Source organism: Nocardia sp. NPDC051030 (genome assembly GCF_040683015.1).
Lineage (GTDB): Bacteria > Actinomycetota > Actinomycetes > Mycobacteriales > Mycobacteriaceae > Nocardia.
Map to the genome: position 1 here is coordinate 463,866 of NZ_JBFBCD010000002.1, position 21,490 is coordinate 485,355.

Sequence of the window (21,490 nt, forward strand, 5' to 3'; positions counted from 1 at the left end):
GGATGTGGGTGAAGTGCTATCTGGGGTGGGTTGCCTTCCACTCCAAGTATTTTGGGCGGAGGCAGGTGGCGCAGGGTCGGTAGCCTGCGGATAGGGCGGTGGGCTCGTCTGGGAAGAAGACGCGGTGGGTGGCGTAGCGGCCTCGGGGGAGGGCTCGTAGGGCGGACGGGCAATCCAGGCGGCCGTAGATTTTGAGGCGGCGGTGGCCGCCGAGGATGCCGGGAGTTGGACTGCTGTAAGGGATTCCGTCCGGGCCGAGCAGGGTGTACATCACGACATCACGCGTCGTGGAAGACGAGGCCGAGAGTTCTGCGGTGGCCAGAGCGGATGGTGCTGACGCCGTGACGCATGGGGGCGGCGGACCAGCCTCGGGTGCTGCGGACCGGGCGGTCCCGGGTGGTGAAAATGAGGCCGTGGCCCTGGGGCAGGGGCATGGCCGCGCCTCGGGATTGTGCGCGGGGGCGTTGTTCGACCATGAGGAATTCGCCGCCGGTGTAGTCGGTGCCGGGGACATCCAGGCCGATGACCACCTGGAGCGGGAAGATCATGTCGCCGAACAGGTCTCGGTGTAGGGCATTCCAGTCGCCGGGGCCGTAGCGGAGCAGGATTTGGGCGGATTTGGATTGGCCTGCCCGGTGGCATTGGGCTATCCAGTCGTCGAGCTGGTCGGGCCAGGTGCCGGGGCGGCCCAGCTTGGTTGCCCAGTCTCGGGCTATGGGAAGCAGATTCGGGTAGAAGGCTGCTCGGAGGTCGCGGACCGTTTCGGGGAGGTCGTGGGTGAAGTAGCGGTATTGACCGGAGCCGAAGCGGTGGCGGGACATATCGATCGTGGAGCGGAAGAGCTGTTCGTGGTCGTACAGCTCGGCGATGGCCCGGCACTCCTCGGGGCTCAGTAGCGGGCCGGTGAGCGCGTGCCCGTGCTCGTCGAGCTCACGGGCCAGCGCTGCCCAATCCTGCCCGGCGACCCGGGTTTCGCATTCGGTGCGAAACCCGGTGCCGGACTTGACGACTGCCGATTTACCCGGCATGTTCGAGCTCCAGGAGTTGCTGCTTGCGCTCCAGGCCACCCGCGTAACCGGTGAGGGAGCCGTTCGCGCCGATCACGCGGTGGCACGGGCGAATGATCAGCAGGGGGTTCAGGCCGATGGCCGCGCCCACCGCCCGGACGGCTGCCCGCGATGCACCGATACGGGAAGCGATCTCGCCATAGGTGACGGTGGTGCCGTACGGGATCTCGTCCAATGCCTGCCAGACCCGCAGCTGGAATTCGCTGCCGCGGCTGGCGTAGTCGAAGTCGAATCGGGTGAGCTCACCCGCGAAGTAGGCGCGCAGCTGGGCGATGTGCTTCGCGAACGCCTCGGCGTCCTCGACCCACTCCTCCCGCACCGCGAAGTCCTTGTGGCCCGCCATGACCAGAGTGGTGAGGACGGTGTTCCCGGCGTCGGTTTCGCCGATCAACAGCAGCTCGCCGAGCGGGCTGTCGATCTTCGTGTACACGCTCATCGAAAGTCCTTTCGCTTGTCTCTTCGTGTTCCATCAACCAATCTGCCCGAGCCGCGCGCCCGGCACCGGCGGAAATCAGACACGTCATTCGAGTGCTGTATCGGAGCCGTTTTCGCTGGTGCACGGACGTATTCGGCCAGGTTGGCGGATCGGCCCGGTATCGCGGCGGGCGATATGGAGGCACACTCATGAGGGTGACGAGTCTGAGCAAAGGGGCCAATGTCCCCGTCGCCGCTGCCGCTGTCCGTGCCGTACTGGGGTGGTCGGGAGGGCCCGGCGTGCCGGATCTGGATGCGTCGGCGCTCTTGCTCACCTCGGCCGGGCGGGTGCGGACCGATGCCGATTTCGTGTTCTACAACCAGCCCGGGCATGCCAGCGGGGCGGTGCGCTATGCCGGAAAGCAGGGGAGCCTCGACGGGGTCGAGGTGAATCTCGCAGGGGTGGAAGGGGATATCGATCGGATCGCGCTGTGCGCCTCGGCGGGCAGCGGGACGTTCGGGCAGGTGCCGGGACTGAATCTGCGACTGCTGGATGCGTCCGGCGGGTTCGAGATCGCCCGATTCGATATTGCCGCCGGGGGCGAGACGGCCATGCTGTGCGGGGAGTTGTACCGGCGCGGCGGGGGCTGGAAGTTCCGGGCCGTCGGGCAGGGATGGTCGAGCGGATTGGCCGGACTGGCAACGGATTTCGGGATCACCGTGGATGACCCGGGGCAACAAGCCGCGCGGTCACACATGCCGCCGCCTCCGCCCGCGCCGCAGCAATTCTCAGCGCCGCCCCCGCCCGCGCCGCAGCAATTTGCCCCGCCGCCTGCCACACAATTCTCTGCGCCGCCTGCGCAATATGCCCCGCCGCCTCCGCAATTCCCGGCACCGCCCGCGCAGTATGCGCCCCCGCCCGCGCAGTATGCGCCGCCTCCGCCCCCTGCCTCGTACGCCCAGCCCGCGCAGCCGGTCTCCGGCGCTCCGGGCGCGCGGCTTACCAAGGGGGAGGAGGAGCTGCCTATCGATATGCGAAAGCGCTTATCGCTGCGTAAGGAACAGATTGCGGTCAGTCTCGCCAAGCATGGCGCGCAGGGGTTGACGGCGCGGGTGATCCTGGTGCTGGACGCCTCCGGGTCGATGTCCCTGCTCTATCAGAAGCAGGTCGTGCACCGGGTGGTCGAGCGCATGGCGGCGGTGGCGGCACAGCTCAATGAGAACGGGTGGATGCAGGCGTGGACCTTCGCCAGTAATGCCGCGAGATTGCCGGATCTTGTCATCGCGCAACTGCCGCAATGGATTTCACTGCATGTGCGGGTCGGGCAGGTGAGAATGTTGCCGGGGCGCGGATTGGGTCGCCTGCAACCCGGACAGGTCGATATGCGCCAGATCGGCATTCAGAACGAGGAGCAGAAGGTCATCGCGCAGATCCGCCATTATGTGCGGAGCGAACCCCAGCCGGTGCCCACCCTGGTCCTGTTCTTCTCCGACGGCGGCGTCCACAAGAACCGCGAAATCGAACAGGAACTCCGCGCCGCGGTCGAGGAACCCATCTTCTGGCAGTTCGTCGGCCTCGGCAGCCGCAATGGCTACGGCGTCCTGGAACAACTCGACACCATGGCCGGTCGCCGCGTCGACAATGTCGGCTTCTTCGCCGTGGACGACATCGACCAGATCGGCGACCCCGAACTCTACGACCGCATCCTCTCGGAATTCCCCTCCTGGATCAAAGCCGCTTCCCGCGCGGGCATCCTGCACTGAGGGCCGCCCGCCTCGTTATCCAGGGCGGCGTCCTGGTCGACGCGGAATGCCTCGAGGTCGATGGTCGGAGCGTCGCGTGAGCTGAGAGCGAACTGCTCCCGGCTGACGAATCGACGGCGCGGACCAGTCATCACTCCAGCGTACGGGCCGCGGCGGGTGTGACGTTGCTAATCACACCTCGCGCTTGTCGGGGTTCGGGGATGTCGCGCGTTAACGTCGAGGCGGGTTGTCGAAGGGAGTGCCGTGTCGAATCGGTATGCGCAGATCGCCTTCTCGGACGCCGCGGTGGAGCGGCAGCGGGCGTCGGGGAGTTTCCGGGATTACGGGGCGCAATTGGGGGGTGCGGCGGAGGGGCCGCAAGCGCTGGAAATGCGGGAGATGGGGTTCATTCGAGGGCAGGATTCGTTCTTTCTGGGGACTGCTACGCCGGACGGGTGGCCCTACATTCAGCATCGGGGCGGGCCCAAGGGTTTTGTGCAGGTGCTGGATGGGCACACGTTGGGGTTCGTCGACTTGTCGGGGAATCAGCAATACGTGACGGTGGGCAATCTTGCCGAGAATGACCGTGTGGCACTGTTTTTCATCGACTATCCGCTGCGGGAGCGGTTGAAGGTCTATGGGACCGCGCGGGTGGTGGAGCGGGCCGAGGACGCGGAGTTGGTGGATCGGCTTTCGAGCGTCTACTCGGGGGCTATTCAGAAGATCGCCGAGCGCGCCGTGCTCATCACCGTCGAGGCCTACAACTGGAACTGCGTGAAATACATTCGGCCGCGGTTCACCAAAGAGCGCCTCGACGAAGCGATTGCGCTGGAACGGCGAACCGCGGCCGCGGACCGGCAGCGGCTCGAGGCCGCCTTGGAGGAGTTGCGCGGCGAGAACGACGCGCTGCGGGCGCAATTGGAGGCCGTTCGCGCCGCCGCGAAGTGAGCGGCGCGGGCCCTCGGGTCACCTAGTGCATCGGTACGGGATGCTCGCTCGGGACGGGTTGCAGATCGAGGCGCATGACGGTGCGGGGCCAGCGGTCCAGGCCGAGTTCGGCCTCGTGGGCGCGGACCTTGCGCAGGCCGGCGGTGAGGTCCTTCTCCTCGACCACGCGGAAGCCGAGACGCTCGTAATACGGTGCGTTCCAAGGGACTTCGGTGAAGGTGGTGAGGCTCAGGGCGGCGACGCCCGAGCGGCGGGCCAGCGCCGCGAGATGGTCGATGAGGGCGCGGCCGATGCGCTGATGGGCGGCGTCGGGGTGCACCGAGACCTGGGCGATGTGCTCGGTGTCGTCGACCGGTTCGCTGATCAGGTAGGCGATCGGGGAATCGTTGTCGTCGACGGCGACCCAGGCGCGCCCGGAGCGTCGATGCTCTTCCAGGGCTTCGAGCGAGGGCGGGGCATCGTCGGCAATCTCGAGCATGCCGATCTCACGGAAGGGTTCGCCTGTGGCGTCTTCGATTCCTTGCAAAAGGTGAAGTTCGTCGGGCCGGGCGGCACGAATACGCATCGTGTGACGGTAGCGCGTATCCGGACTCCGGCGCGCGCTCATTCCGATGTGTGATTGGCCGCGTCGAGCACGGCCGGTAGCAGGCCCGGGAGCGCGGCCTCGACCTCGGCGGTGCGCAGGAGCTGACAGGCATTGCCGTCGATGATGACGCGTTCGGTGAGACCGGCCTCGCGCAGGATCTTGAAATGGTGCGCGGCCGTGGACTTGCTGACCGTCTCGTAGAGGGCGCTGCAACGCAGTGCCTCACCCGCATTGCCGAGGCGGCGGACCATTTCCAGGCGCACCGGATCCTGCAGCGCGCCGAGCACGGCGGGTAGCGGGGCCACCGGGGCGAACCGCGGCAGCGGGTACGCGGAGGCCTCCGTGACGGCCTGCGGCGGGGTCTCCACGGCGCGCGCTTCGGTGTCGGGCATGAGCTACCTCACTCCGTAAGTAGTTTGACCATTATCGAACTAGGGGTAGGGTCAGGTTCGATCTTAATCAAACTTACCTGATGGAGGCGTCGATGGCATCGGCAACCGCGGTCGCGACCCGAGCCGAACAGGGCACCCAGACCTGGGCCTACGCATTGGTGCTCGCCGCCAGCGGCGTGGCGCTCGGGGTCTCGGGCGCGCCCGCACCGCTGTACGGGATTTATCAGCAGTCGTGGCACTTCTCGCCGCTCACCACGACCTTCGTCTTCGCCGTCTACGCCATTGCCGCACTGGTCGCGGTGCTGGTCTCCGGCCGCATCTCCGATGTGGTGGGCCGAAAGCCGGTGCTGCTGGGCGCATTCGGCATCATGATCGCCGGTCTGGTCGTCTTCCTGCTTGCCGACAATGTGGCCATGCTGCTGCTGGCGCGGGCCCTGCACGGCCTGGCCGTGGGCGCGACCGTGGTGGCGGGCGCGGCGGCGCTGCTGGATCTCCGGCCCAAGCACGGTGCGCGCACCGGGCAGCTGTCGGGCGTGGCCTTCAATGTCGGTATGGCCGTGGCGATTCTGGGTTCGGCGCTGCTGGCCCAGTACGCGCCGCATCCGCTGCGCACGCCGTATGTGGTGATCACCGTGCTCTGCCTGCTCATCGCGGGCGGCATTCTGGTGCTGCGCGAGCCGCACACCGCACGCACCGCGGGCCGGATCCGGATCGCCAAACCGGCTGTGCCGCAGGAAATCCGCAGTGACTTCTGGTTCTCGGCACTGGGCGTGATGGCGGCCTGGTCGGTGCTGGGCGTGCTGCTGTCGCTGTACCCGTCGCTGGCCTCGGCCGAAACCGGCATCCACAATCTGGTGTTCGGTGGCGCGGTGGTGGCCTCGACCGCACTGGCCGGTGCCACGGCACAGCTGTTCGCCGGTGGGATTCCGGCGCGCCGGGCGGCCGTGATCGGCGATGTCGGCATGGCGGTGACCCTGCTGCTCACCATCCCGGCGCTGCACACCGGCAATTGGGTGCTGGTGCTGGTGGCCGGATTCGCGCTCGGCGGCACCTTCGGCCTCGGCTTCGGCGGCTCGTTGCGGCACCTGTCCAATGTTGTGCCGCAACACAAGCGGGGCGAGACCATGTCGGCCTACTACCTGCTCGCCTACACGGCCATGGCGCTGCCGACCGTGATCGCGGGCTGGGCGGCCACCACCTGGGGGCTGAGCACCGTGTTCCCGTGGTTCGTGGTCGTGGTGGCGCTGGCGTGCCTCGGCGCCGCGGGCCTGGGTGTGCGAAACAAGCAGGAAGCCTGAGTTCACAAAGCGATACGGCCCGGGCCTGCGGCGCAACGCCGCAGGCCCGGGCCATTCCCATTCGGTCGAAAGGTGTTGGCGGTAGCGGAAGTCCGGCCATACGGTGCGCGCGGCGACCGTGATCGCTATCCTTCCGCTATGCGGCGGTGGGGAAGGTTCGGCAATACGCTGAACCGGACGGCACACCGATCGGCACTGATGCTCTCGGGGCTGATCGCTGTGGTCGGTGGGTTTGCCATTGCGGCGCTCACCTGGTGGTTGTTGTGGCGCTCCTGGGGAGCGCAGGCGGAGACGCCGAATCGGCTGGATCTCACCAAGATCGCGCTATGGGTGACCGCCGGGGTCGGTGCGGCGGTCGCACTCGTGATCGCCTACCGGCGCCAGCGCGACAATGAGCGCGGCCGATTCGCGGAATTGTTCGGTGCGGCCGCCAGCCAGCTCGGCAATACCGATGTGGCCGTGCGGATTGCGGGCGTCTACGCCCTGGCCGGGGTCGCCGACGAGTTCTCCGCCCCCGCCCGGCGGCAGCAGTGCGTGGACGTGCTGTGCGGATACCTGCGACTGCCCTATGTGCCGGATGAGGGCGGCAGCCACCTGGTCTCCAAATCCCAGCGGGTGGAGGATTCCGGCACCGCGGTGGAGCGGGTCTACAACTACCGGCAGAACGACCGCCAAGTCCGCGACACCATTGTGCGGGTGATCGCCGAACACCTCCGCCCGACCGCCACTGGAACATCCTGGTCCACCTGCGATTTCGACTTCTCCGACGCGGTGCTGGAAGACCTCGACTTCCGGCATGTCATCTTCGCCGGGCATAACACCCGCTTCACCAATGCCAGCTTCACCGGCCGGTCCACCAGCTTCGAGCAAGCCCGGTTCCTCGGCAAGCGAGTCTCCTTCCGCGGGGCCATGTTCCGCAGCCCCACCGAATTCGATCACGCGGTCTTCGCGCACACCTCGGTGCATCGGACCGAAAGAGACTCCGCCGGAACCGTATTCGTAGACGTCACCTTCGGCGGATCGGTGAGCTTCGAAGGCGCGCGCTTCGCCGGTGCGCGGACCGGGTTCACCCGCTCCAGCTTCGCCGGTGATCGCAGCAGTTTCGCCAACGCACGGTTCGCGGCGGGCCTGACCTCCTTCGAACGCTGCATCTTCGACGGCGAACGGGTCACCTTCACCTCGGCCGAATTCGTCGGCGGCAAAGTGGTTTTCACCGCCTCCCGCTTCTACGCCGAAGCCAGCGTGTTCGATTGCGCCCGGCTCGGCTCGCACACTCGATGGCGCAATGGGCTCACCCAGGAGGTCACCTTCGCCCGCGCCGAATACCACGGCAAGGTGTCCTTCGCGGACGCCATCTTCGGCGGTCGCTCGGTGGCCTTCACCGGCGGTGACTTCTTCGGCAATATTTCCTTCCGCAGGGTCGCCTTCGATGCCCGCGAGGTCACCTTCGAACGGCCCAAGGCCTGGGTCGGACTGCACTTCGATTGGGACGGTTCGCCGAACACCAAACCGGCGAATGTGAGTCCCGCGCAATGGCCGCCGGTGCCCGCCGAGGCCCCGCCCGAACTGACGGTCTGAACCTCAGCGGGCCGGGAACCGGATGATCCGGTCGTCATTGGGGCGCGGATCGCCGCGGCCGTCGGTATTGGAGGTGGTCACCCACAACGCCCCGTCCGGCGCGGTGACCACCGTCCGCAGCCGACCGTACGTGTTCACCAGTGCCGCTCGAGGTTCCCCGGTCGCGCCGTCGTGCAGCGGCACGGTCCACAGCTTGGTCCCGCGCAGCGCCGCGACATAGAGCGTGTCACCCGCAATGGCGATCGCGGAGGGCGAGGCGTCCGCTGGTTTCCACACCACCACGGGATTGGTGTACTGCCCGCCCTTCGTATCGCCCATCCCCTCCACGTCGGGCCAGCCGTAGTCGTGTCCCGGTTCGATTCGATTGATCTCGTCGAAGTCATTGCGCCCGAACTCGGCCGCGAACAATCGGCCCGCCCGATCCCAGGCCAGCCCTTGCACATTGCGGTGGCCGAGGCTGTAGACGGGCGATCCGGGGGTGGGATTGCCCGGCGCGGGCGCGCCCTCCGGAGTCAGTCGCAGGATCTTGCCATTGGGACTCGCCGGATCCTGAGACCGCGCGCCCTGCCCCGCATCGCCGGTCCCGGCGTAAAGCATCCCGTCGGGTCCGAAGGCGATGCGCCCGCCGTCGTGGGTGGAGGCCTTCGCGATGCCGGAGTAGATCACCTCGGGATCACCGTCGAACTTGAATCGCACGATCCGGTTGTCGGACGCGGCGGTGAAGTAGGCGTACACATAGTGGTCGTCGGTGTACGTCGGTGAGATCGCGATCCCGAGCAGCCCGCCCTCACCTGCCGCCGACACCCCGGGGACCCGGTACACCTGCTCGGGTTCGGCTCCCGGCGTGATCCGCAGAATCACCCCCGAATCCCGCTGGGCGACCAGCGCGCTGCCATCGGGCAGGAAAACCAGCCCCCAGGGCACATCCAGGCCTTGCGCGATCTCCTCGGCCGTCCCGAGGTCCGGTACGCCATTCGGTGAGCTGGGAGCCGTCGCCGTCACCACGACTCGCGGTGTGGGAGGCGATCCGGTATCGCTGTCGCAGCCCGCCGCCAAGCTCAGCGCCAGGCACAGGACCGGTGCGGTGCGCAGCCATAGGTTCCGCATACTCCCCATCTTGGCCCGACGGCCCTCCGAACTCTGTCGGATTGGTCCCATATCGCACGGTGCGATAACTTGCAGTGGGATCGAGGCAGGGGAATGTGGTGGGGACGCACGACGTCGAATGGGCCGTTATCGGTGTGGCGGTGGCACTGCTTTCCTGGTCCGCGTTGTTCGGCGGCGTAGCCATAGCCCGGCGACGACGGACTTGGACCACCAAGGTGCTGATCCCCGCCGCTGCCATCCTGGGCTGGATAACCCTGGTGGCGGGCCTGCTCTCCTCGATATCACCGATGACCGGCGACACCATCGCCGGAACCCCCGTGGCCGCCGCCCCCGGCCTGGTGCAAGCCGGTGTGCCGACCACCCCGACCACCACCAAAACCGCTGCGCCCGACCCGATGTCACTGCTCAAGGTCGGCGACTGCGTCGAAGTCCCCATGGAACAGGCCACCGGCCCCGACGGCAAACCCACCTCGAAGCCCGGCTCGCCCTCTCCCGCCGACTGCAACTCCCTCGACGCGAATTACCGTGTCCTGCAAAACAGTCCGGAAGCCTGCACCGGAAACCTGTACAAACTCGAGACCAGCCGCCACGACAAGGCCGGAAAACTCATCTACCACCTATGCCTGGCCTTCGACTGGCGAGTCGGATTCTGTTACGACACAGCCACTATGGATGAACCCTCCAAGGTGGATTGCACCACCTCGGGCCAGCACATAGTCCAGGTGACCGGAGTCCTGGAAGACACCACCGACGGCGCGAGATGCCCCCGAGATGGCAATGGTGCGGTATGGGTCACCTGGGACAAACGCCACATGACAGTCTGCTTCCGGGGTTCGGACAACCCAGGCCGCTGAAGCAGAACGAGTGTTCATTGGTGCAGGCGGTTACTCGCGAAATGCCTGCACCAATGAACACTCGATGGTGCTCCTATCTGATACTCATCGAAGCAGATATCCATCTGTCTGGGTAGGTGCCTTGGGGTAGCGTCGGGCGCATGAGGATTCGTGGTGCCGTACTGGAGCGAATCGGGGCGTCCGCGCCGTTCGCGGACTCCGAGCCGATCGTCGTGAGCGAGCTCGACCTGGGCGAACCGGGGCCGGGGGAGTTGTTGGTGAAGATCGAGGCGGCGGGGCTGTGCCACTCGGATCTGTCGGTGGTGGATGGCAATCGGGTGCGGCCGGTGCCCATGCTGCTCGGGCATGAGGCGGCCGGACGGGTCGAGGCCGTGGGCGCGGGGGAGAGCGATATCGCGGTCGGGCAGCGGGTTGTCATGACCTTCCTGCCGCGCTGCGGGCAATGCTCGGGCTGCGCGACCGACGGGCGGACGCCGTGCCTGCCGGGGAGCCTGGCCAATAATGTGGGGGAACTGCTGGCCGGTGGGCGGCGGCTGTTGCGCGACGGGCAAGAGGTGCACCACCATCTCGGGGTGTCGGCCTTCGCCACGCATGCGGTGGTGGATCGGCGCTCGGTGGTGCCCGTGGACGATGATGTGCCGCCGGATGTGGCCGCCGTGCTCGGATGCGCGGTGCTGACCGGCGGTGGGGCCCTGCTGAATTCGGCGAAACCCGGGCCCGCCGATCGCATCATGGTGGTCGGACTCGGTGGCGTCGGCATGGCGGCGGTGCTGGTGGCGGCCGCGCTGCGGCAGGGGACCGGGCATGAGGTCATCGCCGTGGATACCGTGCCTGACAAGCTCAAGGCCGCAATGGAACTCGGCGCCACCTCCGCGTACACGCCCGCGGAAGTCGCGGAGCAGAATATTCAGGCCGAGATCGTGGTCGAGGCCGCGGGCAATGTCCGGGCCTTCGAGACCGCGGTCGCGGCGACCGCCCCGGGCGGCACCACGGTCACCGTCGGGCTGCCCGCCCCCGACGCGCGGGCAAGCATCTCCCCGCTCGGGCTGGTGGCTCAGGGGCGATCCATTGTCGGGAGTTACCTCGGCGGCGCGGTTCCCGCCCGCGATATCCCCGAATACGTTCGCATGTGGCGGGCGGGCAAGCTGCCGGTGGAGCGTCTCGTGTCCTCGCGAATTCGCTTGGAGGACATCAATACCGGCATGGACGAGCTGGCGGCGGGTCACGCGCTGCGTCAGGTGATCATGTTCGACTGACGGCATTCGGGTCCGGAACGGGCACTGCCCCGCCACGCTGAGGCGTGGCGGGGCAGTGTGTTCAGACCCGGGCGAGCGTCACTTCACGGTGAGTGAGATCGTCTTGGTCTGCGTCTTGGCGGGCAGCTTGGCGGTGTCGACCATGAGGATTTCGCCGGAGTCCTGCAGGCCGTTCGGGAGCATCTTGGCCTTCAGGGTGTACGGCGGCTGGTCGCCGGTGATGGCGTCGATGCCGAAGTCGCTGTCATTGGAGATGTAGAGGGTCTTGCCGCCGTCGGTGGTGGCGACGCCTTCGATCTTGTCGTGGCCGAAGAACTTACCGTCGGCGTTCAGCGAGTCGAGCAGGCCTTCCAGGTCCAGGTTGGACTTCTTGGCGACGGCGGTGATGCCTGCCTTCTGGAGCGCGGCGACGCCGTCGGCGGTGGGCACCGTGCCGACGTAGGCCTCGACGGGCTTACCGTCGATCAGCAGGCCCTTGTCCGGGTCGTATTGTGCGCCATTGATTTTCGCCTGCGGGCCGATATCGGTGGCACTCGAGATGTCGATGGTCCACAGCTTCTTATTGGCCTTGGGGGCCTTGTTGCCGTCGCGCTCGTCGACCACGAAGGTGGTGTTGCTCAGCGCGGTGATCTCGGAGACGGCGAGCTTCTCCTTCGGGTTTTCCAAGGGGTACACGAATTCCTTGACCGCGCGGGTCTTGAGATCCACGGTCACGATGCGGGTCATCGGCACCTCACGCGCCGAGGTGACGCCGGGCGCGTTCAGGCCGCTCTGGATGATGCCGACCAGGGTGCTGCCGTCAGGGGTGACGGTCAGGCCCTCCATGCCCTGGTTGGGGGTGCGCAGCGAAAGTTCCTTGGGCAGACCGCGTCCCGGCGCGAGCCGCTCGAGCTCGGAACCCTTGGCGTCGAAATGCACCAGGAACGGGCCGTATTCGTCGGAGACCCAGAAGGTGCCGTCGGCCAGTGCGACCAGGCCCTCGCTGTCGATGCCGTGATCGGTGGGGGCCAGCACGTTTCCGTTCAGGTCGCGCATGGTCTCACCGGTATTGGCCGAGAGGTCGACCAGGCCGTTGAACGGCTGCCCGGCCGGATTCTTCAGCGGGATGGTGGATTCCACCACGGCCTGGGTGCCGTTCAGCTTGAACTTCGCGATGGTCGGCGTGAAATCCGGTACGGCCGCGACCTTCTCGTTCTTACCCTTGCCGTCCACGTTCGGACCGCGGTCGGTGAGCCCGTAGAACTCATCCTTGGAACCCGGCACCGGCGTGAACGCCGACCCGAATCCGCTGCCCTGGATGGCGACTCCGCCGATATCGCCGAGCGGCTTGATATCGGTGGTGTACAGCTTCACGGCGTCGGTGGTGGTGACGGTGAGATTGTCCGAACCCATGTAGCCCTTGGCGGGCGTGTACACCATGGCACCGTCCTGGCGGCGGGTGATGCTGCCGTGCTGCGGATCGGCGATGGCCACCGCCGCGCTGCCGCCGGTCTTGGCCAGCAGCTCGTCGAGGCTGATGACCAGCGGCTGGTCCATGGTCGCGGTGAAGTCGGCCGACGGATCGGACGAACAGGAGACGGCGGCCACGGCTGAGGCGCACACGGCGACAGCGGCGAGCGCGCTTCGGGTACTACGGCGAATTCTCACAGGCGATGCCTACCTCGCCTATCCGACGGCAAGTTGGCCGGGGTCTGAACAATCGCAGCTACCGAGGTTGCCGAGGCGATGTCTTCTCGACCGGATTCCGAGGGATTGCGGCCGAAGGCGCGCCGGAATGACGCGCGGGCCTACGCGATGACCGTGCGAATTGGCCGGGTCACGGGTGTTCCGAGTGTCGAATCGCCGACCTACTAGGCTCGACCCGTACGTGAACGGCGTCGATGTGAAGTATGTGAGGAGACTCAGGTGACCACGAACCGGATCCGGGTGGGTGTGCTCGGGGCGCGCGGCAAGGTCGGGCAGGCGATCTGCGCGGGCGTCGAGGCGGCTGCCGATCTGGAGCTGGTCGCCCAGGTCGACAAGGGCGACGCGCTCGAGGCGTTCACCGAGGCCGGGGCGCAGGTGGTGGTGGACTTCACCAGTCCCGCCGTGGTCATGCCGAATCTGAAGTGGCTGGTGGAGAACGGTATTCACGCCGTCGTCGGCACCACCGGATTCGATGCCGAGCGGCTCGATCAGGTGCGCGGCTGGCTGGCGCAGAGCCCGCAGACCGGTGTGCTGATCGCCCCCAACTTCGCCATCGGCGCGGTGCTGTCCATGCGGTTCGCCGAGCAGGCCGCCCGCTGGTTCGAATCGGTCGAGGTCATCGAGTTGCATCACCCGAACAAGCTGGACGCCCCCTCCGGCACCGCCTACCGCACCGCCGGGGTCATTGCCGCGGCCCGCGAGAAGGCCGGTGTGGGCCGCAGCCCCGACGCCACCCAGGACGAGCTCGAGGGCGCGCGCGGCGCGGATGTGGACGGCGTGCGGGTGCACTCGGTGCGACTGGCCGGACTGGTCGCGCATCAGGAAGTCCTGTTCGGCACCCAGGGCGAGACGCTCACCATCCGCCACGACTCCATCGACCGGACGTCGTTCGTGCCCGGCGTGCTGCTCGGTGTCCGCAAGACGCCGCTGCGTCCGGGCCTGACCGTGGGCATCGACCCGCTGCTGGACCTGTGAGCGAGCGCAGCGAGCGAACCACGAGACAGTGCGCCACGCGCATGCCGGAGCCAAGCGCCAGCGAGGTGCAGGCATGAGCGCGGGCGGGGAGAACAACGGCCGGGAGGTCGCCAAGAAGGTCGGCCTCATCGCCTTCCTGATCCTGGCGCTCGGCTTCTATTTCGTGCTGCTGGGCCGGATCGCGCTCAGCCTCATCCGGAACGGTTCGATCCCCGCCCTGGCCATCGGGATCGGCGTCCTGATCCTCCCGCTGCTCGGCGTGTGGGTGGTCGCCACCAGCGTGCGGGCGGCCTTCGCGCATCAGCACCTGGCGCGGCGCATCCACGACGAGGGCCTCGAACTCGACACCTCCGATCTTCCCCGCCGCCCCTCCGGCCGCCTCGAACGCGAGGCCGCCGACCAACTCTTCGAGCAGGTGAAAAAGGAGTGGGAAGCCGACCCGGACAACTGGCGCAGCAACTACCGCGCCGCCCGCGCCTACGACTACGCCGGTGACCGCACACGCGCCCGCGAAGTCATGCGCCGGGCAGTCGATTTGGAACGCGCCGAGCGAAACGCCGAGGCGTAGGTCGACGCGAAAGTCCCGACCATGCGAAGCGGCCCGGAACCCACGGGTTCCGGGCCGCTTTCGCGAGGATTTTCAGCTCGCCGGGTGCACCTTGCGCCAGTGTTCGGCGATATCGATGCGGCGGGCCAGCCAGACCTTGTCGTGCGACTGGACGTAATCCAGGAAGCGTTCCAGGGACTTGGCGCGGGCCGGGCGGCCGATGATGCGGCAGTGCAGGCCGACCGACAGCATCTTCGGGGAGCCCGCTTCGCCCTCGGCGTAGAGGATGTCGAAGGCGTCCTTCAGGTACGAGAAGAACTCGTCACCATTGGCGAAACCGGCGGGAGAGGAGAAGCGCATGTCATTGGACTCGAGGGTGTACGGCAGCACCAGCTGATCCTGCTCGCCCACCTTGACCCAGTACGGCAGGTCGTCGGCGTAGGAGTCCGAGTCGTAGACGAAACCGCCGTGCGCCGCCACCAACTCGCGGGTCTGCGGCGAATCGCGGCCGGTATACCAGCCCTTCGGCGCCTCACCGAAGAGGCGGGTGATGATGCGCACGGCCTCATCCATATGCGCGCGTTCGGTGTCCGCGTCGACATTCTGGTAGGAGATCCAGCGCAGGCCGTGGCAGGCGATCTCATGGCCGAGCCGCTTGAACGCCGCCACCGCTTCCGGATTGCGTTCCAGCGCACGGGCTACCGCGAAAATGGTGAGCGGAATATCGCGCTGCTCGAACAGGCGCAGCACCCGCCAGAGTCCGGCGCGGGAGCCGTACTCGTACATGGTTTCCATGCTCTGATGGCGAGCCGGGAATGCCTGTGCGGGAACGATATCCGAGAGGAACGTCTCCGAGCCCTCATCGCCGTCCAGGACGCTGTTCTCGCCGCCCTCCTCGTAATTCAGGACGAACTGCACGGCGATATTGGCGTCCCCGGGCCACTGCGCGTTCGGCGGGGTCGGCCCGTAGCCGACCATGTCCCGAGGGTAGTCGAGGTCGAAATCGCTCATGCCACTTCCCCTTCCCGCTCGGCTAGCAGGCGTGCTCGCGCGTCGGCGGTGAGCGTGCCGTACACCCGCAGCCGCGCCAGACCGCCGTCCGGGAAGGCGTCCAGGCGCACCTGGGTGACCGCCTCGTCGGATTCGATGGCGAACTTGTGCCGGGTATCGGGTCGCAGCACGGTGCGGGGGAGCAGCTCCACCTCGGTGCCGTCGGCGCGAATTCCGGTGAGCGCGCCCGCACCCGGGCTATTGAACAGGAAGTACGAGGTGTCGATCTCGACCATGGTCAGCACGCCCTCACCGGCGAGCTGCACCTGAACCCAGTCATTGTCGCGATTGCGGCGACGCGCGGTCTCCCAGCCGTCGCCCATGCTCTGCGCCCGCCCGGGCAGCAGGATGTTCTGCGGATGCGAGTAGAAGCGGTTGGAGCAGTCCGCCACCAGGCCGCCGTTCTCCAGGGCCGCCAGATCGAACGGGCCCGAATCCAGCCAGCGCAGATCGGGTTTCGCGACACCGTGCACGCGCAGCCGAGCGACGCCCCCGTCCGGGAACATGCGCAGTCGCACATGGGTGAAGCGGCGTGCGGAATCCACCGGGAAGGGGTTCTTGCTGTCGCCGCCGACCTTGGCGCGCTCGACCAGGGTGACCCAGCCGTCCAGCTCGGCAATCTCCTCGGCGGACGGATACCCCTCCACCGCAATGGCTTCCACCGAAACCTCCGGCGGGTAATTGCCCTTGAACCAGGCGGTGTCGACCACGACGCCGTGGATCACGCCGGGAACACCCAGCCGCACGATGGCGGTATCGCAGTCATCCGACTCCGGGTGCGCACCCTCGTCGCCGCGCCGCCGCCGGGTCTCCCAGCCGTCGTACACCTGACCTTTATGGCCGAAAGTCGCGGGCTGATACGTCGATTCCTCCGGGCGTATGAGATTCTCCCGCTCCGCGAAGGATTCATCATTGGCCCAGATCACCGCGCCGCCCAGGGAACGAACGGCCAGGTCGGGCAACAAGGTGAAATCGGTTGAATCGGCGCTCATCGGACTCCTTTCGACTTCCCGCGAATACCGGGAGGTTTGGAACTATTACTTGCGGGGGCGGATCACAGCGCCGGGATCCTTCGTTCACGCAGTTGGTGCAGCACCTCGACGGTGGCCTGGGGAACCAGCGCGGTCACGTCGTCCGGCTGGAAAGCGCCGCACGCCAATCCGCGCAGCACCACGGTGGCCAGCGCCTGGGCGGTGGCCGGTTCGTCCACGACGGCGCTGCCCTGACGGTCCAGGTAGCGGCCGATGCGCGGCGCGGCCGCACCGAGCGCGCCGCGATAGAAGGCGAAGGTGGCCAGCCAGCGCGTGGCCAGATGGCCCGCGCCCATATCCCAGCCCTGGTAGTAGCCGCGCTCCAGCGAGCGGCTGACCAGGCGGAAATGGCGGTCCAGCGCGGTCCGCACCTCCACATCGGTGCCGATGGGCAGCACCTGGGTGGAGCCGTCGCACACCCAGACGCCGGTCTGCGCGGCGGCGGCCTGCATGACCGCCTTGGCGTGATCGGCCACCGGGTGTTCCAGCGACTGGAACTGCGGGGAAATGCCGCAGGCGGCGCTGTAGTCGTAAGTGCCGTAATGCAATCCGGTGCAGCGTCCGGCCGAGCGGTGGATGGCCTGCGCGACGGTGGCGGTGCCGTCGGCGGCGATCACGGCCTGGGGACTCTCGATCTGCAATTCGAACTTCAGCGATCCGGCGGCCAGGCCGTGCGCGGATTCGATTGCCTCGCACAGCAGTACGGCGATATCGGCCTGCTCGGCCGCGCGAATCTTCGGAATCGTGAACACGAAACCGGCGGGCACCCCGCCCGCGCCCTCCAGCACCCGCTCCAGGGTGCGCACCGCGCGCGGCCATTCGGCGGTGGTGAGGCCCTTCATGCGAATGCCCCGCGAGATCACCTCGGCGGGCAGCTTGGCCAGCACTTCACCGGCGTGGGTGGCATCGCGATCCTCGACCTCATCGCCGCGGGTGCCGTAACCGTCCTCGAAATCCAGGCGCAGATCCTGAATCGGCCGCTGCCGCAGCGTATTCAGAGCCAGGTCGAAGACCTCCGAACCGGCCAGCCCGGTCAGCAGATCGCCGTGCAACTCCGCCAGTTCGGCCGCCGCCGCACCCCATTCGTGCGGCAGGTCCGCGGTGGCCTCCGCGGCGGAGATATATGCGGTGTGAATCGGCTGTCCGGCCCGGTCACCCGGGTAGTTCCGCGCCAACTCCGAATCCACTGCATTCAAACGGGATTCGATACCAGCCAACACATCGGGTGGCAAGGTCACGAATGCGCCTCCTGTCCATCGGTCGAGAATTCTGCGAGCAGGCCGGTGTAGTGCTTGGGCGGCGGGGCCGCGAACTCGCCGCGGCCGGACTTGCGCAGCCCCATGGTGATCAGGGATTGCACGGTCAGCGTGGCGGCGGCGACACCGTCGACGACCGGTACGCCGATCTCCTCGGTCAGCCATTCGCACAGATCCGCCATGCCCGCGCAGCCGAGCACGATGGCGTCGGAATTGTCGGCGTGGATGGCGTCCCGGCAGGCATCGGCGATCACCGTGCGCGCCTTGGGGTCCTCCAGTTCCAGCACCGGAATCTCGCACGCGTGAATGCCGAGGCAGAAGCGATCCATGCCATAGCGCTCCGCCAGATCGGCGGCGCGCCCGGCGGTGCGGGACAGGGTGGTGACGACGGAGAAGCCGCGTCCCAGGTGACTGGCGGAATGCATCGCGGCCTCGGCGATACCGAGCACCGGCCCGCGTGCCAGCTCCCGCGCGGCATCCAGGCCGGGGTCACCGAAGCAGGCGATGACGTAGCCGTCCACGCCCTCGGCCTCACCGCGCGCGATCTCGGCCAGCACGCCGGGCACCGAAAGTGCCTCGTCGTAATGGCTTTCGATGGAAGCCGGGCCCATGGTCGGCGTGATGCCCTCGACGAGGGTCCCGGGCGCGGCGACCGCGCGCGCGGCCTCCTCGATGGCGGCGGTCATGGAGGCCGTCGTATTGGGATTGATGACTCGAATTCGCATGGTTCTCACCGGCGCGGTGTGCACACCGCCCGGTGGCGCAACAGTGTCGGGCATGTCGCACATCCGATCTCGTAGGGTTCTCGTCATTGGGAACACAAGGTGTGCGAGACGCTATCGAGCGGGTATTGCCCGTGTATTGCTGAAACTATATATGTTGTTACTCGCCGGTATTTGCGTCTTGCACCGGCTCGTTCAGCTCGGGCACGGGCTCCGCGAACAGGCCGATATCGGTCGGCAGGTGTGACAGTACGCCGTTCAAACGGGCGCTGTGCTGCTCGGAGACCGCCAATAGCGTCTCGGCATCACGGGCCAGGAAGGCCGCGAGCTGCTTGCTGTGATCGGCATGCAGGACGACCCGATCCAAGGTCGTCACGTGCACCATCGGCTGCACCGGTTCGGTGATGTTCCAGGCGTATTCGAGCATGTGCACCACGCGCGGCATGCCGGAGGCGCGGACCAGGGCGAGATGGAAATTGCGAGTCTCGCGGTGATAGGCGACCGCGTCCTCCTCGAGCACCGCCTTCTCCAGGCGTGCGTGCGACTCCTTGGCGAGATCGTGATCCCACTTGGTGGCATTGTGCACGGCCGCCGCCATGGCCGCGGATTCCAGGCGTTCGCGCACCACGTACAGCTCACGGAGTTCGGCCGTGGTCAGCAGCGTCACCTGATAGCCGAAGTTCGGGCGGTGTTCGACCAGGCCCTCGCCGATCAGGGTTTGCAGGGACTCGCGGACCGGAATCGCGCTGACCTCGAATTGGCGGGCGAGCTCGCCGAGCGGCATGCCGGTGCCCGGCGGCAGATTGCCTTCCAGGATCAGCCGGCGCAGTTCGTTCAGGATTTCCTGCTGCGAATAGCCTCGCCGAGCGTGTGCGGGCGGGGTGAGCTGGGGTAACCGCGGTAGTCGCGGCCGGGCCGCCATCAGAGTTCCTTCTCGTCGTAGCCGAGCGCCTTCAGCGAGAGCCGATGCAGCGTGGCTTGTTCTTCGGGGGTGAGCCGGAAGAGTAGCGCCTCTGTCGCTTCTTGGATACGGGCGTTCGTCTCTTCGCGCAGTCGATTGCCCGCGGCGGTGATGGCCAGCCGGTATTTGCGCCGGTCCTGTGGGTCGCGATTGCGGGTGACCAGGCCCGCCTTTTCCACGCTGTCGATCAGCCGGACCACCTCGCTGCGGTCGATGGCCAGCGCGTCGGCCATCTCCTGCTGGGTGATGTCGCCGTTCTCCGCGAGGTAGGTGAGCACCCAGTGTTCGCGCAGCGACGTGTCCAGCTGCACGTGCATGGCCTTGTGCAGCTTGCCGAGCGCGTAGGTCGGGTAACGCAGCAGGCCCTTGGGGTGGTACTCGCGGTCTTCGGTCACCTGTGGATTATATCTATTGTTGAGTGACTCAATCATTGTTAGAGTCCACTATTGAGAAGCTCAACGTACAACTGAAGGAGGGGTCCGATGACGCAAGCGCGCACGGACACCATTGCTCCCGGTTCGGGCAGCACCGTTCCTGGCGCGGGCAGCACTGTTTCTGAGTTGGGAACTGCCGCCCCCGCCGAATCCGACAAGATCCCCGCCCATGTCTGGCGCACCGCGGCCGTGGTGGTCTTCGGCGCGATCATGGGGATGCTCGACACCTCGCTGGTCAATATCGGCCTGCACACCATCGGGGCCGACCTCGATGCCTCGCTCGCCACGATTCAATGGGTGGCCAGCGGATACCTACTCGCCCTTGGGGTTTCGCTCACCATCTGCGGCTGGCTCGGCCGCCGCTTCGGCGTCGGGCGGGTGTGGCTCGGCGCGCTGGCGGCATTCACCATCACTTCGGTGGCGTGCGCGTTCGCACCGACCGCCGGGTGGCTGATCGCCATGCGCATCCTGCAAGGCCTGGCCGCCGGACTGATGATCCCCGCCGGGCAGACCATCCTCGGCCAAGCCGCCGGACCTAAACGCATGGGCCGCGTCATGGGCGTGGTCGGCATCGCCGTCGTCGGCGCCCCGGCCCTCGGCCCGACCATCGGCGGTCTCATGCTGGCGAATTGGAGCTGGCAGTGGCTGTTCCTGATCAATATCCCGTTCGGCCTGATCGGCTTCGGCCTGGGCTTGCGGTATCTGCCCATGCAAGGCGGCGCGGCCACCGGCGGCCTCGACCTGCCGAGCCTGATCCTCGCGGGCGGCGGCGTATCGGCCGTGGTCTACGGCCTGTCCGAGATCGGCATCGACGGCTCGTTCACCGCACCGACGGTCTGGCTGCCGGTCCTGCTCGGCCTGGCCGCACTGGCAGGATTCATCGCACGCAGCCGAACCCGCACCCGCCCTCTCCTGGATATCCGGATGTTCTCCAACCGGGTATTCGCGGCAGCCAATTCGGCGAGCTTCTTCAGCGGTGCCTCCATGTTCAGCCTGATGCTGTTGCTACCCCTGTACTTCCAGGTCCTACACGGTGACAGCCTGATCCGCACCGGCGTCTCCCTCATCGCCTACGGCGCGGGCGGCGCGATCACCCTCCCGCTGGGCGGCCGACTCACCGACCGCTTCGGTGGTGGAATCATCGCGGTGGGCGGCAATCTGGCAGTAGCGCTGGCCGTACTGCCCTTCGCCTTCCTCGGCACGGACGCCAATATCGTTCTCGTGCAACTGCTCCTCTTCGCGGCCGGTGTCGCCACCGCGCTGGCCGGCATGCCTCTGGTCTCGGCCGCCTACGCCGCAGTCCGCCCCGACCAACTCCCCGACGCTGCCGCCTTCGTGAACATCCTCCAACGCGTAGGCGGAGCCATCGGCGTCGCAGTCATCGCGGTAATCCTCTCCCGCGCAACCCAATCCGGCTGGTCCCTGCTCTCGGGCTACCACCTGGCCTTCGCCGCAACAGCCGCCCTGTCCCTGACAGCGTCCACAGCCTCCACAATCCTGCGCCGCCACCAGCGCAGCTGATCGCCGAGGGAGCGATGGTGGTGGGAAATTCGGACAAATCCCACCACCATCGCTCCTTGATCTT

General features: G+C 67.2%; 22 protein-coding genes. 9 read left to right on the forward strand and 13 right to left on the reverse strand.

Annotated elements, in window-relative coordinates:
• Positions 1 to 16 precede the first annotated feature (16 nt).
• From AB0N05_RS06650 to AB0N05_RS06660, 3 genes are read right to left on the reverse strand one after another with little or no spacing between them, the layout of a single operon-like run.
• Entirely contained in the window at positions 17 to 271 is a 255-nt protein-coding gene (locus AB0N05_RS06650) for an Ada metal-binding domain-containing protein (protein WP_364689558.1), read from the reverse strand.
• 7 nt (positions 272 to 278) lie between these two features.
• Positions 279 to 1,028 (reverse strand): 2OG-Fe(II) oxygenase, encoded by a 750-nt coding sequence (locus AB0N05_RS06655; RefSeq protein WP_364688333.1) that lies wholly within the window; start codon positions 1,026 to 1,028, stop codon positions 279 to 281.
• Complete coding sequence (locus tag AB0N05_RS06660; protein ID WP_364688335.1) at positions 1,018 to 1,503, reverse strand: methylated-DNA--[protein]-cysteine S-methyltransferase; 486 nt, start codon at positions 1,501 to 1,503, stop codon at positions 1,018 to 1,020. Before AB0N05_RS06660 ends, AB0N05_RS06655 begins: the two co-directional genes overlap by 11 nt.
• Positions 1,504 to 1,691: 188 nt before the next feature.
• On the opposite strand from AB0N05_RS06660, the gene AB0N05_RS06665 reads away from it, so the two are divergent.
• Together AB0N05_RS06665 and AB0N05_RS06670 are read left to right on the forward strand one after the other, a co-directional pair.
• Positions 1,692 to 3,245, forward strand: coding sequence for a VWA domain-containing protein (locus AB0N05_RS06665; protein ID WP_364688337.1), 1,554 nt, complete (start codon positions 1,692 to 1,694; stop codon positions 3,243 to 3,245).
• A gap of 243 nt (positions 3,246 to 3,488) precedes the next feature.
• Positions 3,489 to 4,172 carry a pyridoxamine 5'-phosphate oxidase family protein gene (locus tag AB0N05_RS06670; RefSeq protein WP_364688339.1) on the forward strand — a complete coding sequence of 228 codons (684 nt, stop codon included), beginning with the start codon at positions 3,489 to 3,491 and terminating at the stop codon, positions 4,170 to 4,172.
• A 22-nt stretch (positions 4,173 to 4,194) separates the two neighbouring features.
• Here AB0N05_RS06670 and AB0N05_RS06675 read toward each other — a convergent pair whose 3' ends face one another.
• Both AB0N05_RS06675 and AB0N05_RS06680 read right to left on the reverse strand, forming a co-directional pair.
• Positions 4,195 to 4,737, reverse strand: a complete 543-nt coding sequence (locus AB0N05_RS06675; RefSeq protein ID WP_364688341.1) for a GNAT family N-acetyltransferase — start codon at positions 4,735 to 4,737, stop codon at positions 4,195 to 4,197.
• A gap of 38 nt (positions 4,738 to 4,775) precedes the next feature.
• Positions 4,776 to 5,150, reverse strand: a complete 375-nt coding sequence (locus AB0N05_RS06680) for a helix-turn-helix domain-containing protein (RefSeq protein ID WP_364688343.1) — start codon at positions 5,148 to 5,150, stop codon at positions 4,776 to 4,778.
• A gap of 92 nt (positions 5,151 to 5,242) precedes the next feature.
• On the opposite strand from AB0N05_RS06680, the gene AB0N05_RS06685 reads away from it, so the two are divergent.
• Together AB0N05_RS06685 and AB0N05_RS06690 are read left to right on the forward strand one after the other, a co-directional pair.
• A complete protein-coding gene (locus AB0N05_RS06685; protein ID WP_364688345.1) occupies positions 5,243 to 6,448 on the forward strand; it encodes an MFS transporter in 1,206 nt (401 codons plus the stop codon).
• A gap of 138 nt (positions 6,449 to 6,586) precedes the next feature.
• On the forward strand, positions 6,587 to 8,026 hold the full coding sequence (locus tag AB0N05_RS06690) for a pentapeptide repeat-containing protein (protein ID WP_364688347.1): 1,440 nt from the start codon (positions 6,587 to 6,589) through the stop codon (positions 8,024 to 8,026).
• Positions 8,027 to 8,029: 3 nt separating this feature from the next.
• Here the strand turns inward: AB0N05_RS06690 and AB0N05_RS06695 are convergent, their stop codons facing one another.
• Positions 8,030 to 9,142 (reverse strand): PQQ-dependent sugar dehydrogenase, encoded by a 1,113-nt coding sequence (locus AB0N05_RS06695; RefSeq protein ID WP_364688349.1) that lies wholly within the window; start codon positions 9,140 to 9,142, stop codon positions 8,030 to 8,032.
• 65 nt (positions 9,143 to 9,207) lie between these two features.
• Between AB0N05_RS06695 and AB0N05_RS06700 the strand changes: the two genes are divergently transcribed.
• Together AB0N05_RS06700 and AB0N05_RS06705 are read left to right on the forward strand one after the other, a co-directional pair.
• A complete protein-coding gene (locus AB0N05_RS06700; protein ID WP_364688351.1) occupies positions 9,208 to 9,987 on the forward strand; it encodes a hypothetical protein in 780 nt (259 codons plus the stop codon).
• A 140-nt stretch (positions 9,988 to 10,127) separates the two neighbouring features.
• A complete protein-coding gene (locus AB0N05_RS06705) occupies positions 10,128 to 11,243 on the forward strand; it encodes an alcohol dehydrogenase catalytic domain-containing protein (RefSeq protein ID WP_364688353.1) in 1,116 nt (371 codons plus the stop codon).
• 78 nt (positions 11,244 to 11,321) lie between these two features.
• Here the strand turns inward: AB0N05_RS06705 and AB0N05_RS06710 are convergent, their stop codons facing one another.
• The gene (locus AB0N05_RS06710) at positions 11,322 to 12,890 is read right to left on the reverse strand and encodes an esterase-like activity of phytase family protein (RefSeq protein WP_364688355.1); all 1,569 of its coding nucleotides are present in this window, start codon (positions 12,888 to 12,890) and stop codon (positions 11,322 to 11,324) included.
• 273 nt (positions 12,891 to 13,163) lie between these two features.
• On the opposite strand from AB0N05_RS06710, the gene dapB reads away from it, so the two are divergent.
• Positions 13,164 to 13,904: a 4-hydroxy-tetrahydrodipicolinate reductase gene (gene dapB / locus AB0N05_RS06715; protein WP_364689561.1), complete on the forward strand. Its 741-nt coding sequence runs from the start codon at positions 13,164 to 13,166 to the stop codon at positions 13,902 to 13,904.
• Between the two features lie 73 nt (positions 13,905 to 13,977).
• Entirely contained in the window at positions 13,978 to 14,472 is a 495-nt protein-coding gene (locus tag AB0N05_RS06720; protein ID WP_364688357.1) for a hypothetical protein, read from the forward strand.
• 72 nt (positions 14,473 to 14,544) lie between these two features.
• On the opposite strand, the gene puuE is transcribed toward AB0N05_RS06720, so the two are convergent.
• The 6 genes from puuE to AB0N05_RS06750 all read right to left on the reverse strand — a co-directional run bounded on the left by puuE (position 14,545) and on the right by AB0N05_RS06750 (position 19,866).
• Positions 14,545 to 15,462: an allantoinase PuuE gene (puuE, locus tag AB0N05_RS06725; RefSeq protein ID WP_364688359.1), complete on the reverse strand. Its 918-nt coding sequence runs from the start codon at positions 15,460 to 15,462 to the stop codon at positions 14,545 to 14,547.
• Positions 15,459 to 16,493, reverse strand: a complete 1,035-nt coding sequence (gene alc, locus AB0N05_RS06730) for an allantoicase (RefSeq protein ID WP_364688361.1) — start codon at positions 16,491 to 16,493, stop codon at positions 15,459 to 15,461. Before alc ends, puuE begins: the two co-directional genes overlap by 4 nt.
• 62 nt (positions 16,494 to 16,555) lie before the next feature.
• The gene (locus AB0N05_RS06735; RefSeq protein WP_364688363.1) at positions 16,556 to 17,770 is read right to left on the reverse strand and encodes an aldolase/citrate lyase family protein; all 1,215 of its coding nucleotides are present in this window, start codon (positions 17,768 to 17,770) and stop codon (positions 16,556 to 16,558) included.
• Positions 17,767 to 18,513: an aspartate/glutamate racemase family protein gene (locus AB0N05_RS06740; RefSeq protein ID WP_364689564.1), complete on the reverse strand. Its 747-nt coding sequence runs from the start codon at positions 18,511 to 18,513 to the stop codon at positions 17,767 to 17,769. The genes AB0N05_RS06735 and AB0N05_RS06740 overlap by 4 nt, the downstream gene beginning before the upstream one ends.
• A gap of 157 nt (positions 18,514 to 18,670) precedes the next feature.
• The gene (locus AB0N05_RS06745) at positions 18,671 to 19,432 is read right to left on the reverse strand and encodes a GntR family transcriptional regulator (protein WP_364688365.1); all 762 of its coding nucleotides are present in this window, start codon (positions 19,430 to 19,432) and stop codon (positions 18,671 to 18,673) included.
• On the reverse strand, positions 19,432 to 19,866 hold the full coding sequence (locus tag AB0N05_RS06750; protein WP_364688367.1) for a MarR family transcriptional regulator: 435 nt from the start codon (positions 19,864 to 19,866) through the stop codon (positions 19,432 to 19,434). The genes AB0N05_RS06745 and AB0N05_RS06750 overlap by 1 nt, the downstream gene beginning before the upstream one ends.
• 87 nt (positions 19,867 to 19,953) lie before the next feature.
• On the opposite strand from AB0N05_RS06750, the gene AB0N05_RS06755 reads away from it, so the two are divergent.
• Positions 19,954 to 21,426: an MDR family MFS transporter gene (locus tag AB0N05_RS06755; RefSeq protein ID WP_364688369.1), complete on the forward strand. Its 1,473-nt coding sequence runs from the start codon at positions 19,954 to 19,956 to the stop codon at positions 21,424 to 21,426.
• Positions 21,427 to 21,490: the final 64 nt, after the last annotated feature.

Excerpts from the sequence above, each read along its gene's own strand:
- AB0N05_RS06650 (WP_364689558.1), bottom strand. The coding sequence starts at position 271 with ATGTACACCCTGCTCGGCCCGGACGGAATCCCTTACAGCAGTCCAACT.
- AB0N05_RS06655 (WP_364688333.1), bottom strand. The coding sequence starts at position 1,028 with ATGCCGGGTAAATCGGCAGTCGTCAAGTCCGGCACCGGGTTTCGCACC.
- AB0N05_RS06660 (WP_364688335.1), bottom strand. The coding sequence starts at position 1,503 with ATGAGCGTGTACACGAAGATCGACAGCCCGCTCGGCGAGCTGCTGTTG.
- AB0N05_RS06665 (WP_364688337.1), top strand. The coding sequence starts at position 1,692 with ATGAGGGTGACGAGTCTGAGCAAAGGGGCCAATGTCCCCGTCGCCGCT.
- AB0N05_RS06675 (WP_364688341.1), bottom strand. The coding sequence starts at position 4,737 with ATGCGTATTCGTGCCGCCCGGCCCGACGAACTTCACCTTTTGCAAGGA.
- AB0N05_RS06680 (WP_364688343.1), bottom strand. The coding sequence starts at position 5,150 with ATGCCCGACACCGAAGCGCGCGCCGTGGAGACCCCGCCGCAGGCCGTC.
- AB0N05_RS06685 (WP_364688345.1), top strand. The coding sequence starts at position 5,243 with ATGGCATCGGCAACCGCGGTCGCGACCCGAGCCGAACAGGGCACCCAG.
- AB0N05_RS06690 (WP_364688347.1), top strand. The coding sequence starts at position 6,587 with ATGCGGCGGTGGGGAAGGTTCGGCAATACGCTGAACCGGACGGCACAC.
- AB0N05_RS06695 (WP_364688349.1), bottom strand. The coding sequence starts at position 9,142 with ATGGGGAGTATGCGGAACCTATGGCTGCGCACCGCACCGGTCCTGTGC.
- AB0N05_RS06705 (WP_364688353.1), top strand. The coding sequence starts at position 10,128 with ATGAGGATTCGTGGTGCCGTACTGGAGCGAATCGGGGCGTCCGCGCCG.
- AB0N05_RS06720 (WP_364688357.1), top strand. The coding sequence starts at position 13,978 with ATGAGCGCGGGCGGGGAGAACAACGGCCGGGAGGTCGCCAAGAAGGTC.
- puuE (WP_364688359.1), bottom strand. The coding sequence starts at position 15,462 with ATGAGCGATTTCGACCTCGACTACCCTCGGGACATGGTCGGCTACGGG.
- alc (WP_364688361.1), bottom strand. The coding sequence starts at position 16,493 with ATGAGCGCCGATTCAACCGATTTCACCTTGTTGCCCGACCTGGCCGTT.
- AB0N05_RS06740 (WP_364689564.1), bottom strand. The coding sequence starts at position 18,513 with ATGCGAATTCGAGTCATCAATCCCAATACGACGGCCTCCATGACCGCC.
- AB0N05_RS06745 (WP_364688365.1), bottom strand. The coding sequence starts at position 19,432 with ATGGCGGCCCGGCCGCGACTACCGCGGTTACCCCAGCTCACCCCGCCC.
- AB0N05_RS06755 (WP_364688369.1), top strand. The coding sequence starts at position 19,954 with ATGACGCAAGCGCGCACGGACACCATTGCTCCCGGTTCGGGCAGCACC.